14 protein-coding genes are annotated in these 12,957 nt (G+C 56.6%); 4 read left to right on the top strand and 10 right to left on the bottom strand.

Going from position 1 to position 12,957, the window contains the following annotated elements; all coding sequences use genetic code 11:
• Positions 1-62 precede the first annotated feature (62 nt).
• Positions 63-1,118 (bottom strand): porin OmpA, encoded by a 1,056-nt coding sequence (ompA, locus tag RTP97_RS20385; RefSeq protein WP_312416873.1) that lies wholly within the window; start codon positions 1,116-1,118, stop codon positions 63-65.
• Positions 1,119-1,472: 354 nt separating this feature from the next.
• A complete protein-coding gene (gene sulA, locus RTP97_RS20380) occupies positions 1,473-1,982 on the bottom strand; it encodes an SOS-induced cell division inhibitor SulA (protein ID WP_312416871.1) in 510 nt (169 codons plus the stop codon).
• Between the two features lie 218 nt (positions 1,983-2,200).
• On the opposite strand from sulA, the gene RTP97_RS20375 reads away from it, so the two are divergent.
• Positions 2,201-2,830 carry a TfoX/Sxy family DNA transformation protein gene (locus tag RTP97_RS20375; protein ID WP_312416869.1) on the top strand — a complete coding sequence of 210 codons (630 nt, stop codon included), beginning with the start codon at positions 2,201-2,203 and terminating at the stop codon, positions 2,828-2,830.
• On the opposite strand, the gene yccS is transcribed toward RTP97_RS20375, so the two are convergent.
• Both yccS and RTP97_RS20365 read right to left on the bottom strand, forming a co-directional pair.
• Complete coding sequence (gene yccS / locus RTP97_RS20370; protein WP_312416867.1) at positions 2,815-4,947, bottom strand: YccS family putative transporter; 2,133 nt, start codon at positions 4,945-4,947, stop codon at positions 2,815-2,817. The genes RTP97_RS20375 and yccS overlap by 16 nt on opposite strands.
• A 20-nt stretch (positions 4,948-4,967) precedes the next feature.
• A complete protein-coding gene (locus RTP97_RS20365; protein WP_312210470.1) occupies positions 4,968-5,411 on the bottom strand; it encodes a YccF domain-containing protein in 444 nt (147 codons plus the stop codon).
• 123 nt (positions 5,412-5,534) lie between these two features.
• Here RTP97_RS20365 and helD point away from each other — a divergent pair, with 123 nt between their 5' ends.
• Positions 5,535-7,589: a DNA helicase IV gene (helD, locus tag RTP97_RS20360; protein ID WP_312416865.1), complete on the top strand. Its 2,055-nt coding sequence runs from the start codon at positions 5,535-5,537 to the stop codon at positions 7,587-7,589.
• Between the two features lie 48 nt (positions 7,590-7,637).
• Here helD and mgsA read toward each other — a convergent pair whose 3' ends face one another.
• Together mgsA and csgI are read right to left on the bottom strand one after the other, a co-directional pair.
• On the bottom strand, positions 7,638-8,096 hold the full coding sequence (mgsA, locus tag RTP97_RS20355; protein WP_042392495.1) for a methylglyoxal synthase: 459 nt from the start codon (positions 8,094-8,096) through the stop codon (positions 7,638-7,640).
• Positions 8,097-8,206: 110 nt separating this feature from the next.
• A complete protein-coding gene (gene csgI / locus RTP97_RS20350; protein WP_312416862.1) occupies positions 8,207-8,863 on the bottom strand; it encodes a curli synthesis inhibitor in 657 nt (218 codons plus the stop codon).
• Positions 8,864-9,029: 166 nt separating this feature from the next.
• On the opposite strand from csgI, the gene RTP97_RS20345 reads away from it, so the two are divergent.
• Positions 9,030-9,443, top strand: coding sequence for a CoA-binding protein (locus tag RTP97_RS20345; protein WP_312210476.1), 414 nt, complete (start codon positions 9,030-9,032; stop codon positions 9,441-9,443).
• A 44-nt stretch (positions 9,444-9,487) separates the two neighbouring features.
• Here RTP97_RS20345 and hspQ read toward each other — a convergent pair whose 3' ends face one another.
• Entirely contained in the window at positions 9,488-9,805 is a 318-nt protein-coding gene (hspQ, locus tag RTP97_RS20340) for a heat shock protein HspQ (RefSeq protein WP_312210478.1), read from the bottom strand.
• Positions 9,806-9,864: 59 nt separating this feature from the next.
• Positions 9,865-11,055 carry a 23S rRNA (cytosine(1962)-C(5))-methyltransferase RlmI gene (rlmI, locus tag RTP97_RS20335; protein ID WP_312416858.1) on the bottom strand — a complete coding sequence of 397 codons (1,191 nt, stop codon included), beginning with the start codon at positions 11,053-11,055 and terminating at the stop codon, positions 9,865-9,867.
• Between the two features lie 242 nt (positions 11,056-11,297).
• On the opposite strand from rlmI, the gene yccX reads away from it, so the two are divergent.
• Positions 11,298-11,606 (top strand): acylphosphatase, encoded by a 309-nt coding sequence (gene yccX, locus RTP97_RS20330; RefSeq protein WP_312416855.1) that lies wholly within the window; start codon positions 11,298-11,300, stop codon positions 11,604-11,606.
• On the opposite strand, the gene tusE is transcribed toward yccX, so the two are convergent.
• Positions 11,603-11,932, bottom strand: coding sequence for a sulfurtransferase TusE (tusE, locus tag RTP97_RS20325; protein ID WP_042392631.1), 330 nt, complete (start codon positions 11,930-11,932; stop codon positions 11,603-11,605). The two genes, yccX and tusE, sit on opposite strands and share 4 nt — an antisense overlap.
• A 211-nt stretch (positions 11,933-12,143) precedes the next feature.
• Positions 12,144-12,848 carry a hypothetical protein gene (locus RTP97_RS20320; RefSeq protein ID WP_312416850.1) on the bottom strand — a complete coding sequence of 235 codons (705 nt, stop codon included), beginning with the start codon at positions 12,846-12,848 and terminating at the stop codon, positions 12,144-12,146.
• Positions 12,849-12,957: the final 109 nt, after the last annotated feature.

The raw sequence follows: 12,957 nt of genomic DNA, 5'->3' as shown, positions 1-12,957 counted from the left end.
AGTTCACCGGGCGTTACAGGCCTGAAAAGTGTCAACCTATTCCAGGACTAGTCAACGTGAACTTAAGCCTGCGGCTGAGTTACAACGTCTTTGATACCTTTAACTTCGATCTCTACGCGACGATCCGGTGCCAGGCAGTCGATCAGTGCAGCGCGAGCTTTCACGTTGTCACAGGTGTTGCCGGTAACCGGGTTAGACTCGCCCATACCACGTGCGGAGATCTTGTTGGACGGGATACCTTTAGAGATCAGGTAGTCAACAACAGACTGAGCACGTTTCTCGGACAGACCCTGGTTGTAGGCGTCAGAACCGATACGGTCGGTGAAGCCCAGAACAACAACGGAACCGTCTTTCGGATCCAGGTTGCTCAGCTGGCTGTACATCTGATCCAGAGCCTGCTGGCCTTCTGGTTTCAGCGTCGCTTTGTTGAAGTTGAACAGTACGTCAGACTTCAGAGTGAAGTGCTTGGTAGAAACCTGCGGAGCCGGAGCCGGAGCCGGTGCAACAACCGGAGCTACGTCTTCCTGCTGGCCGAAGCGGTAGGAAACACCTACGCTCAGCATACCGTTGTCCTGACGGGTACCCAGAGTTTTAGCATCGCCAATGTTGTTAACCCACTGGTATTCCAGACGGGTAGCGATGTCACGGGTCATTGCCCACTCTACACCACCAGCGAATACTGGGGAAACACCGGTATCGTGTTCTTTACGGGAATCCCCGCCCACGACCTGAGCTTTAGCATCAGCACGCCATACCATACCACCCAGGCGGGTGTAGATATCAACGTCGTCAGTGATTGGGTAGCCCAGTTTAGCGGTCAGCTGAACGCCCTGAGATTTGAAAGCACCGTTTACGGTGTCGCCTTTGTACGGCTCACGACCTAACCAGTCATAGCCCAGTTCGAAACCAACGTACGGGTTAACCTGATAGCCGCCGTATGCGCCAGCGCCCAGCTGGTCTTCACGAGTCGGGCCATCATTAGGAATGAAGCCGTTGTCGTGGTACTGGGACCAGCCCAGTTTAGCACCAGTGTACCAGGTATTATCTTTCGGAGCGGCCTGCGCTACGGTAGCGAAGCCAGCCAGTGCCACTGCAATCGCGATAGCTGTCTTTTTCATTTTTGCGCCTCGTTATCATCCAAAAATCGCCATGAAATTCTCGCCAGAGAAAACACGGTTAAATCCTTCACCGGGGGCATTGCTCAATATTAACTCTACCGATATCTTCGGCTTATGCCGAGCACCCCTGGCGATGTAAAGTCTACAACGTAGTTGGAAACTTACAAGTGTGAACTCCGTCAGGCATATGAAAAAAAAAGAGTTGTAGACACAATATTTAACATTTATGACGATAAATTCGCCATCGAAATATCGCAGTTACCGCGCCAGACAGGCTTCGCGAGAGAATTTAGCTTAATGACCAATAGCCTGGAATCGGCGCAAAATAGATCCCAGGAATTATCTTAAATTTACTTAATGAAACAAATTCGAGTGAATTTTTAAGCCGGATGGCTGTCCTGAAGCCTGAGGATCGAAACGAACCGGTCGCATAATAAAACCCATTGCATTCCCTTCCTGGGCCGCATCAACGAGGCGGCGATGCTCTTCTTCTGACAGCTCCTGCGCATGCCAGCCGATCACCACGCTGTAGTTCCCCGTCTGTAATGCTTTGATCATGGAGTCCAGCGTACTATCCGGTGAGAGCTGGCTGATGTGCATCAGTTTGCTTAGGGGCAGACCGGCGGACTGCACCCATGCCCGGCTCAACTTCTGCTGCGGCGTCAGCCAGAGCTGCCAGCGGGACTGCTGGCTAAGCTGCTGTAACAAAGGAAGCAGCAGCAGCTGCGTCATCATCGGCTGGTCTTCACGGTAGACCACCTCACTGATAAGGCCAGTGGCCGCAGCAGGCGTATTAACCTGTGCGCGGTTGCCTGCGAAAGAAGCGTATTGAGATGAGCGATTAGCATAGCCTGAAGTGTACATAGTCATTCCAGCCCTGAGGGTTACTGTATATCTATACAGTACCCCCAGAGCGTTTAAAGATCAACCTCATTTTCTGAAAGCGTCTCGCAAATATGACCCGATCGTGCGGTGAGAAGAAAAATCATCTTGCTGATGCCGGGCAACTTGCCTATGTTCCTTTTTAACGGATGGCTTACTAAATAGAAGATATTTTACGCCTTGATTTTAAAGGAATAAGTATGAAAAACGTATCGTATCAAAGGATCTATCAATCTCGGGAATATCTTTCGCCGCTGGGGCATATTCACCATCGCGCACTCTTTGGTGGTTACAGCCTCGCCATAGAGGATACCGTCTTTGCAATGGTTGCCGAAGGGGCGCTCTACCTGCGTGCCTGTGAAGAGAGCGCCTCCTACTGTGTCAACACCCAGGCCCCTTTCCTCACCTTTGTGAAACGGGGCAGGCCGGTGCTGCTGAACTACTATCGGGTCGATGATCGCCTGTGGCAGGATCGTGAAACGCTGCTGACGCTGGGTAACTACTCCCTGGCGGCAGCGCGGCGCGAGAAGGTCGCGAGATACGCGCAAAAGCGGCTCAGGGATCTGCCCAACCTCACTTTTCAGCTGGAGACGCTGCTGTGGGAGGCGGGCGTTAAGGATGAACACAGCCTGAAGCTGCTGGGCGCGAAGGCGTGCTGGCTGAGGTTAAAGGAGCGCAGCCCGCTGTTGAGCATCAGGGTGCTGTTTGCGCTGGAAGGGGCTATCGCTGGCCTGCATGAGGCGGCGCTCCCGGCAGATACGCGCCGGGAGCTGACCCTCTGGTTCAAAGAGCTGCAGGCAGAGAGCAGCGTGAATCAGCGGGGAACGTGATGTTGCAGCTGGCAGATCTCCGGCAGCAGCCCTATCAGCAGGCCAATCTGCTGCAGAACCAGCGGGGCCTTGCTGTTTGGATCGGGTTCAAGCTGGCGAATACGCTCTGAGAGCGCTGCAAGCTGCTGTCCAACCCGCACTTCATCGGCAGGCTGATGGTGCAGGGCATCATCGACATAGCAGACGGCATCATCCAGCAGCTGCAAAATTTCCGGCTGCTGGAGCTGCTCGCGGTGTGCCCCCAGCGTGGAGATATAGCTGGTAAAGGTGTGGTTCAGGCAGAGCAGGCGGAAAGCGACGTCGCGCATCGCCGGCGTGGCGTCCGGCTCGGTGGACATATTTGATACGACCGATGCCAGCTCTGCATCGCCATTGTGGGCGTAGCGCCGGGCAATACGATATGCCAGACGGTTATCGCGTCCCTGGTGATACTGCTCCAGAATGGCATCCAGATAGCGACAGTTGGCGTTGAGGGCCCGCTCCAGCACCCGCGGGAGGTTACGAAAGCGCCAGTCAGGCCAGATAAAGCTCACCGCCGCCCAGGCGATGGCGCAGCCGATCAGCGTATCGATAATACGCGGGATGGCCACCTCAAAGCCCTCACCGAGCAGGTTGAAGCAGAGCAGCACCAGCAGGGTGATGAACATCGTGGCGTGGGCGTACTGCACATTGCGGAAGGCGAAAAAGAGCACCCCGGCAATGACAATCAGCACCAGCTGTCCCTCCAGCGAAGGGACAAACAGCAGGATAGGCAGCCCCACCGCCACCCCGACCAGCGTGCCGATAATACGCAGCGTCAGCCGGTGCCGGGTCGCGTTATAGTTTGGCTGGCAGACAAACAGGCTAGTCAGCAGGATCCAGTAGCCGTGCTGTAGACCGGTGAGCTGAATAAAGGCGTAGCCCAGGCAGAGCACCATCGACATTCTCACCGCATGGCGAAACAGGGCGGATTCTGGCGTCAGGTTGCGCTTCAGACGCTGCCAGATATCGTCCAGGCCGGTCAGGCTGTCATCGGCAAGTTCATTCTCGGTGCTTTGCGGCTGCTGCATCAGCGCCTGCTCGGATTCGATGGTCGCCAGCTGGGCGTCGATAGCCCGCAGGTTATCGCGCACAAAGCTCAGCGCCTCAATGGAGTCAATAGAGATGCCCTGGGCGCGGGCGTGCTCAAGCGCCGCGTCAAGATGGGTAAAGGCACGCTCAAACTGCGGGTCGTGCTGATAGGGCACGCGCAGCAGAATAGCCCGTGAGAGCCGGGCGCAGGCCTGGGCCTGCATAGAGAGCATCCGCTGAAAGCGAAACATCAGGGCGCTATGACGAAAGCGCTCGCGCAGGGCGTGGTATTGAATATGCGACGAGCTGGCGCGCTCGTGGATATCCTGGGCGACGAAATAGTAGTGCAGCGTGCGCCGGGTGCCGCGCTGGCCGCGATCTCCCCGCAGCCTCGTCAGCAGCGAGGCCTTGGTCTGGTTTAGCGTCGTCACCAGCTGGCCATTGGCCTGGGCCAGATCGTAGAGCGGGGCTTCGCTCTCGCTCTCATCATCATAATCCGGATCGAAAAGGCGTGATTTCTGCTCCAGATAGTTCGCCAGCTGCGCATAGCAGCGTGAGAGGTTGTCCTGGAGAGGGCGCACCGGAAACACCAGATGCCCTACCAGCGTCAGCAGGCTGAACCACACCGCCCCTGCCAGCAGCAGCAGCGGCTGCTGATACCACTGGTCGAAGAGCGAGATCCCCAGCATGGTGTAGATAGCGATCAGCAGCGCGCCAAAGGCGATGGTGGCATAGCGCTGCCCGAGACCTCCCAGCAGAATAAACCCGCAGGTAGAGACGATAAGCCCAAGGGCAAACAGCCACGGCCAGGGAAAGAGCAGCTCCACCGAGGCCGAGGCAATAAAGAACGAGATGAGGGTGATGACCAGATTGCGCAGCCGCCCGGTTAGCCGGTCATCAAGATCGGCCAGCGCGGCGGCCACCACGCCCAGGGTCAGCGGGATCGTGAGCTTCACCTCGCCCAGCCACCAGGGCAGGGCAACCGTACCGCTCAGGGCGATAAAAATCCTAACGTTATAGAGCCAGGCACTGTTCCATGTGTAACGGCGAAGCAGAGGGCTTAACATGAGTTACGCGTCCTTCCTGATTAAAAACGGGCCCGGGCGTTAGCTTCACGGGCGGCCTGCGCCGTCTCAACCGATACGACCCGCCGTCCAACCGGCCACAGGGCAATGGCGGCGATTTTAAAGTTAGCAATGCCCACCGGAATGCCGATGATGGTCAGGCATTGGGTGATGCCGGCAAGGATATGCATTACGCACAGCCACCAGCCGAAGAGCACCAGCCAGAAAATGTTTAGCAGCGTGCCGCCGGTGTTCAACAATACGTTACGGCGCGACGGATCAAGTTCATCAACGTGTACTGCCTCGTTGCCGTAAGGCACCAGCGACAGTTTGGTAATCTCCCAGCATGAGCGGGTCAGCGGCAGGGTAAAGATAAAGACGATGCTCATCACCGTTGCCAGGATCCAGGCCAGCGTTGTGGCGAAGCCGCCCAGGAAGAAGTTAAGAATATTCAGTACAGTACGCATAAATCCTCGGAGTTATCTGCCAAACGAGAAAGGCTCGCTAAGTGTAACGTCTTTTTACGCTGGAGCGTGAATTCTCTGGCGGGTACACTGACGGCAACGTTATGACCAGAGAAACGGCACATCATGGAACTGAAAGCGACTTCACTCGGAAAACGTCTGGCCCAGCACCCCTATGACCGGGCGATCATGCTCCACGCAGGCATAAAGGTTTCCGGCGATCGCCATGAGTATCTTATTCCCTATAATCAACTTTTGGCGATTGTCTGCAAACGCGGGCTGGTCTGGGGCGAGCTGGAGTTCGTGCTGGACGATGACAAAGTTGTGCGCCTGCATGGCACCGAGTGGGCGCAGACCCAGCAGTTCTACCAGCATCTCAACGCCCACTGGCAGGCATGGAGCAGCCAGATGAGCGAGGTCGCTGCGGGCGTATTGCAGGAGACGGTGGAGACCCTCTCCAGCGGCATGAAGGCCAGCCGGTGGCTCACCCGGCAGCAGACTACGGGCCTGCAGGATCGGATCCGTAACGCCTTTGCGGCGCTGCCATTGCCGCTGGCCCGTCTCGACGAGTTCGATAACTGCCGCGAGGCGTGGCAGCAGTGTCAGGGCTGGCTGGTGGACGTGGAGGCTAGCCGGGCAGCGCATAACCGGGAGTACACCCGCAAGATGCTGGTGCAGTACGCGCCGTTTTTTGCCAGCGTCGAATCCTCACCGCTCAACCCGGCCCAGGCGGAGTCGGTGGTGAACGGCGAGCAGTCGCTGCTGGTACTCGCCGGGGCGGGCAGCGGCAAGACCTCGGTACTGGTCGCCCGCGCGGGCTGGCTGCTGATGCGTGGTGAAGCGGCAGCGGATCAGATCCTGCTTCTGGCCTTTGGCCGGAAAGCCGCTGATGAGATGGACGATCGGATCCGTGAGCGGCTAAATACCGATGGGATTGCCGCCCAGACCTTTCATGCCCTGGCGCTCGCCATTATTCAGCACGGCAGCAAAAAGGTGCCTACCGTCAGCGCGCTGGAGAACGACACCGACGCCCGTCAGGCCCTGTTTATTGAGGCCTTGCAGCAGCAGTGCAGCGAGAAAAAAGCCCAGGCCAAGGGCTGGCGGCAGTGGCTGGAGGAGGAGCTGGAGTGGGAGGTGCCCGAAGGCAACTTCTGGGACGATAAGGCTTTGCAACGTCGCCTTGCAGGACGGCTCGATCGCTGGGTCAGCCTGATGCGCATGCACGGCGGTGCACAGGCGGAGATGATCGCCAGCGCGCCGGAGGAGGTGCGTAACCTGTTCTCAAAGCGGGTTAAGCTGATGGCCCCGCTGCTCAAGGCGTGGAAAACGGCGCTCAAGGCGGAGAACGCCGTCGACTTCTCCGGGCTGATCCACCAGGCGATCAATATCCTCGAGAAGGGGCGTTTTATCAGCCCCTGGAAGCATATTCTGGTGGATGAGTTCCAGGATATCTCCCCCCAGCGTGCGGCGCTGCTGGCGGCGCTGCGCAAGCAGAACTCAAACACCACGCTCTTTGCCGTCGGTGATGACTGGCAGGCGATCTATCGCTTTAGCGGGGCGCAGCTCTCGCTGACCACCGCGTTTCATCACTACTTCGGCGAGGGCGAAAGCTGCGTGCTGGATACCACCTACCGCTTTACCCACCGTATTGGCGACGTGGCCAACCGCTTTATCCAGCAGAACCCGCACCAGCTCAGAAAGCCGCTCAATAGCCTGGCGGCAGGGGATAAGAACGCCGTGACGCTGCTGGTGGAGGATCGGCTTGACGCCCTGCTCGACAAGCTCAGCGGCTACGCGAAGCCTGACGAGCGGATCCTGCTGCTGGCACGCTATCACTACCTCAAGCCAGCGGTGCTGGAGAAGGCCGCGACCCGCTGGCCGCAGCTGACGCTCGATTTTATGACGATCCACGCCAGCAAGGGGCAGCAGGCGGACTATGTCATCGTGCTTGGGTTGCAGGAGGGCAAGGAGGGCTTTCCGGCCCCGGCGCGGGAGTCCATTATGGAGCAGGCGCTGCTGCCCGCGCCGGAGGATTTCCCGGACGCCGAGGAGCGTCGTCTGCTCTACGTGGCCCTGACCCGCGCCCGCAAGCGCGTTTGGCTGCTGTTCAGTAAAGACGCGCCGTCGCCGTTTGTGGAAGATTTAAAAGAGTTAGGCGTAACGGTAGTGCGCAAACCATAGCATTACGTTCTGTAGGCCGGGTAAGCGTAAGCGCCACCCGGCGACAGATTATTTGAGGCGATCGGCAAGGTAGCGCTGATAGTCCGGGATTTGTATATCAAAGCTTTCGCCGAAGTGTGCCGACTCAATGATAAAGTCCGCGGTAGAGACGTTGGTCGCCACCGGAATATTCCACACCGTAGCCAGGCGCAGCAGGGCCTTTACGTCCGGATCGTGCGGCACGGCGTTGAGCGGATCCCAGAAGAAGATCAGCACGTCGATTTTACTCTCAGAGATTAACGCACCCACCTGCTGATCGCCGCCCATCGGCCCGCTCAGCATGGCGTTGACCGGCAGGCCGGTTGCGCGCTGGATCAGGTTACCCGTTGTGCCGGTGGCATACAGCTCGTGCTGGGCCAGCAGCGCATGGTGGCGTTCTACCCAGTTCATCAGCATCGTCTTGCAGTGATCGTGAGCCACCAGCGCAATATGTTTCCGCGCCGGAAGCGTACGTGTCGTTAGTTCCATAATCCGTTTCCATTATTGAATTTGCTACAGATTACTGGAAGCGTTTGATGCTGCAAGAGAAAGGCGTAAAAAAAGCGCGGTGGGAAAAGGGAATGTGATTTAACGCACTGTCAGGAGGGGGGCTGCTGTTTTACCCACTCCATAAAGCGGCTGCGGGTTTGCGTATCGGCCTGCTGATACCAGTACTTCAGCCGCTGCTCGGTCAGATCCTGTGACGGCGGCACGTCCAGCTCCGAGACGCTGGAGAGCAACGTTCTGTCATCCGCCATTTGCGTGGCGAACTGGGGTAGCGAGGCGTGGTGTCCCTGCTTGTTATAGCGTTCGGTATCCCGCTCATAGTCGATCCCTTCCGACGTCTCCGTGACCGGCAGAATATCTATCCTCGCAGGGATAGCGACCGCGTGACCATCGAGCAGCGAAATCTGCGGTGAGGCGTCAAACATCTCTGACTCTCGCTGCGTCTCCAGCCGAGGCAGCGTCACGTTAACAAGATTAATGGAACGGGTGTTGAAGCTGACGATCAGCGGCGGGGAGATCCACATTCGCTGCTCGCGGTTGCTCATACGAATGCTTTTCTCTACACGAAATACCAGCTGGTGCGGACCGTTCTCCAGCTCAATACTCCCCGCACCGCGCAATAGCGAGCTGGAGACCTTTTTACCGTCGAGGATCAGCAGATCGATCTCCGTTGCCAGGCGCAGGGTCGTTGCGAAAGCGGTAACCGGCATTAAGCAGACAATCAGTGCGGTGGCAAAGCCGGCTCTCATAAAATCTCCGCTGTTTTGAGGGGTTAAAAGCGTGTCTGAACGTGTCAAAAAGTATGCTTAGTAACATATAGAGTTATGCCTTCTATTACCCTCATGCAGAGGTATGGGATAGATGGTCGACCGTCCCGGTTTGACATACACTTGAGAAAAAAGCCTGGAGATGATTATGAAAGAGACCGATATTGCTGGCATTCTGAAATCAACCCACACCATTGCGCTGGTGGGCGCAAGCGACAAGCCCGATCGTCCCAGCTACCGGGTAATGAAATACCTGCTCGATCAGGGTTATCACGTGATCCCGGTGTCGCCGAAGGTGGCGGGGAAGACGCTGCTGGGTCAGCAGGGTTACGCGACGCTGGCTGAAATTCCTGAGAAGGTCGATATGGTTGACGTGTTTCGGCAGTCGGAGGCGGCCTGGGGGGTAGCACAGGAGGCTATCGCTATCGGGGCGCAAACGCTGTGGCTACAGCTGGGCGTCATCAACGAGCAGGCTGCGGTGCTGGCGCGTGATGCGGGGCTAAACGTGGTGATGGATCGCTGCCCGGCCATTGAGATCCCACGCCTGGGCCTCAGTCGTTAACGGCAGGCCGTTAAAAAAACAGACCCCGCTCTGGCGGGGTCTTATCAGTTACGCAGCCGGGGGGCCTGGAGCTGTTTGCGGATAGAGCGTGCCAGCTCATCCATAGAGGGCTGTTCCGGATGTTCCTCCTGCACTTCGCTGCTAAGCTGAGCTTCGGCCAGGTAGGTGTGCACTGGCTGTCCATCATCATCTTCCATCACGACGTGATACCACGGCGCGACGCGCAGATCCGGGTTAACGGCCAGCTCGTCAGCTGAGGGTTCATCAAGGGAGTATTCCGGGTCGATATCCACTACCACACCCAAAAATCCCAGCAGAGAGTGGCGCACCTGCTGGCCAATGCCGTATTTGCTGGCAATCATAGTCACCTCCAGGAAACAGTACTTATCCCCAATATGGGGATAAGGTTCCAGAATTCAAGCTACATGACGCGACAGGCAAACCCTTTAAGATACAGTCCTTCTGGGTAGGGAGCGATCACCGGGTGATCGGCGGCCTGACGGAACTGCTCTATAAATTGTACATCACGACCCGCATCTATTGCGGCATCAGCGATGATTTTCTGAAATAAATCGGTGGTCATCAGGCCAGAGCAGGAGAAGGTCAGCAGCACGCCGCCGGGATTCAGCAGCTGGATCGCCAGCATATTGATATCCTTATAGCCACGGCAGGCGCCCATCAGCTGGCTTTTATTCTCCACGAACTTCGGCGGATCCATCACAATCACGTCAAACTTCTCGCCGTTATCACGATACTTACGCAGCAGCTTGAAGACGTCATCGCGTACAAACTCCGCTTTGCTCAGATCGAGCTGGTTCAGCTCTACGTTCTGCTTCGCCACGTCCAGCGCTTCCTGGGAGGTATCGACGCTCACGACCTGAGCGCAGCCGCCCATCAGCGCGGAGACGGCAAAGCCACCGGTGTAGGAGAAGCAGTTCAGCACGCGCTTATCGTTAACGTAGCGGCGGGTCGCCAGGCGACTGTCGCGCTGGTCGAGGTAGTAACCGGTCTTGTGTCCGGCCTGGATATCCACCAGCAGCTTCATGCCGTTCTCTTCAATCGGCAGCAGCGGCGGCGGCAGCTCACCGCTTACCGGGCCCTGAGTCAGCTCCATGCCCTCTTTTTTACGCACCGCCACGTCGCTGCGATCGTAAATTGCGCACTCGGGGTAGCGCTCCTGCAGGGCTGCCACCAGCGCTGGGCGCTGATACTCTGCGCCAGCGCTCAGCAGCTGCAGCACCAGGAAGTTGCCGAAGCGATCGATAGTTACGCCGGGCAGGCCGTCAGACTCACCGGCGATCAGGCGATAGCTGTCGAGGCCATCGCGCTTTGCCAGCCAGTCGCGCCACTGCTGGGCCTGTGCCAGGCGGCGGCTAAAGAAGGCGATATCTACGCTTTCGTTTTTATCGAACGTCCAGACGCGGGCGCGGATCTGCGAGGCAGGGGAGTACGCGCCGCGAGCTAACCATTTTCCCTGATGGTCAACGATATCAACGGTTTCACCGAGGCTGGCTTTGCCCTCCATGCGGGCAACCGCACCAGAGAAGACCCAGGGATGACGGCGCAGCAGAGACTTCTCGCGCCCTTTGGCTAACACTAAACGTACGCTCATAATAAATTTGATTGTCTTTATGAAGAAAATGGCCGCCATTTTCCTGGGTTAGAGCAGGAAAAGCAATTCAGCAATCGGTAGGTAAAAAAAAGCCAGTACCATCAAGGTACTGGCAAGACAGACAGGCAATGAGAGTTAATACGTTTAGTCTGGTACAGCAAAGCGAAGCGGTATGTAGGGAAAAGTCTGATAAGCGGCGGCGGCATGCACTACCCTTAGTGAATCAAAGAAGGAGTATTGCTATGACAGAAGAGAACAGAACTCATGTAAAAGCCTCCTCCTGCATAAAATGCTGGGTTCACGGCAGCGTTCAGGGGGTTGGGTTTCGCTATAGCACCCAGCGTGAGGCACATCGCCTTGGTTTGACCGGCTACGCCCGCAACATGGATGACGGCAGCGTCGAAGTTCTTGCCTGCGGTGACGAAGAGAAGTTAGCCGAGCTGATTGAGTGGCTGAAAGCAGGGGGGCCGCGCAGCGCCCGGGTCGACAACGTCTTAACCGAGCCGCATCAGCCCACCAGGGAGTGGACCAACTTTGGTATCCGCTACTAAATACACTTCACCGGTTTTGGCAGGCCAGCAATCTTAGTGGCCTGCTTGGCCGGGCCTTTCGGAAAGAGGCGGTAGAGGTAGCGACTGTTGCCTTTCTCTTCGCCAAACTTATTGGCCATCGCCTTGACCAGCATACGGATCGCCGGCGAGGTGTTAAATTCCAGATAGAAATCACGCACGAAGCGCACCACTTCCCAATGCTCAGGCGAGAGGGTAATCGACTCCTGCGCCGCAATGACCTCTGCCAGACCTTCGCTCCACTGGCTGCTCTCTTTCAGATAGCCGTCGTTATCGGTCTCTATCTCTTTACCTTCAAAGCTCAACATAATCATTCACGAGTCAGCTAAAAACCGTTGCAGTGTAGCAAAAAACAAAGCCCCGCATAAGCTCTGAGGGTTTTAGGATGCCATGAAAGTTTTTATGAATATAAAAATGATTATCGCAAACCAGGCTGGCTTGAAACATATGATATTCCCGAAACGGACAACTACCAGCACCGCTGCTAAGCTGATGCCCGTTACATATTTCAGATTCATATCAGCGCCCCGCATCCATATTGCACTGCATATGGTCCCAGCCGGTGTAACCCTTTACTTCTGGAATTTGGTCGGGCTGGTCTTTCCAACTGGTTTGAAGTTCCTGAACCGTATCTTTGAGTCCCTGCTTAGTCATGTAGACCATGCCCCAGGCCCAACCGGCAGAGCCTGGCTTAATATTGCCTGTTACCCCGTCCTCAAGTTCATAATGAATTCCCGCTCCTCCCGGCAGAATGCGCGGGTCATCAAACGGCTTTGAGGACATATACAGCCGGTGTTTCGTCTGCAAAAAACCCTGGTCATTGACCACTGTGAAGGAGAGAACATCTTCATAAGGTGCATAATCATCACCATTAGGTTCATTATGCCCAGGTGCAAATCTAACTGGATGCCAGGTTTGGCCGTAGTCCTTTGATACAATGAACCCATCAGCACCCCACCCGGTAATAGCAATATATTTTTCAGACGGATGGACAAATTTTCGGGTAAAAATACGATAGAACTGGCTGACCGGCTCAGTGTGAATACCGCGCTGCGTATCGGTGTACCAGAGTTCACCTTCGCAGTCCCAGCCTTTCAGCTCCAGATAGCGGTGATCGTCAAAACGGTACACCACCTGGATCGGCGGCTCTTTGGTTTTCGCCTGACAGCCGGAAATCACCAGCACCGCTGCCAGGGTGATGCCCGTTGCATATAGCAGTTTCATGATTCCCACCATCGTTTCTGACTGACGATACCCAGGTCACGGTCAGATTTTGGCTTCGGCATATCCCACTGCAGGTTTGCCACTTCCTGATTACCGGCGGCCAAATCAC

Origin of the sequence: Pseudescherichia sp. (assembly GCF_031998825.1) — a bacterium.
Classification (GTDB): Bacteria; Pseudomonadota; Gammaproteobacteria; order Enterobacterales; family Enterobacteriaceae; genus Pseudescherichia.
The sequence above is the reverse complement of the archived record's forward strand: the minus strand, read 5'-3'. Positions and strand labels throughout refer to the sequence as shown.

Bases quoted from the DNA above. Each gene is read 5' to 3' on its own strand.
- ompA (WP_312416873.1), bottom strand. From the start codon at position 1,118: ATGAAAAAGACAGCTATCGCGATTGCAGTGGCACTGGCTGGCTTCGCT.
- sulA (WP_312416871.1), bottom strand. From the start codon at position 1,982: ATGTACACTTCAGGCTATGCTAATCGCTCATCTCAATACGCTTCTTTC.
- RTP97_RS20375 (WP_312416869.1), top strand. From the start codon at position 2,201: ATGAAAAACGTATCGTATCAAAGGATCTATCAATCTCGGGAATATCTT.
- yccS (WP_312416867.1), bottom strand. From the start codon at position 4,947: ATGTTAAGCCCTCTGCTTCGCCGTTACACATGGAACAGTGCCTGGCTC.
- RTP97_RS20365 (WP_312210470.1), bottom strand. From the start codon at position 5,411: ATGCGTACTGTACTGAATATTCTTAACTTCTTCCTGGGCGGCTTCGCC.
- helD (WP_312416865.1), top strand. From the start codon at position 5,535: ATGGAACTGAAAGCGACTTCACTCGGAAAACGTCTGGCCCAGCACCCC.
- mgsA (WP_042392495.1), bottom strand. From the start codon at position 8,096: ATGGAACTAACGACACGTACGCTTCCGGCGCGGAAACATATTGCGCTG.
- csgI (WP_312416862.1), bottom strand. From the start codon at position 8,863: ATGAGAGCCGGCTTTGCCACCGCACTGATTGTCTGCTTAATGCCGGTT.
- RTP97_RS20345 (WP_312210476.1), top strand. From the start codon at position 9,030: ATGAAAGAGACCGATATTGCTGGCATTCTGAAATCAACCCACACCATT.
- hspQ (WP_312210478.1), bottom strand. From the start codon at position 9,805: ATGATTGCCAGCAAATACGGCATTGGCCAGCAGGTGCGCCACTCTCTG.
- rlmI (WP_312416858.1), bottom strand. From the start codon at position 11,055: ATGAGCGTACGTTTAGTGTTAGCCAAAGGGCGCGAGAAGTCTCTGCTG.
- yccX (WP_312416855.1), top strand. From the start codon at position 11,298: ATGACAGAAGAGAACAGAACTCATGTAAAAGCCTCCTCCTGCATAAAA.
- tusE (WP_042392631.1), bottom strand. From the start codon at position 11,932: ATGTTGAGCTTTGAAGGTAAAGAGATAGAGACCGATAACGACGGCTAT.
- RTP97_RS20320 (WP_312416850.1), bottom strand. From the start codon at position 12,848: ATGAAACTGCTATATGCAACGGGCATCACCCTGGCAGCGGTGCTGGTG.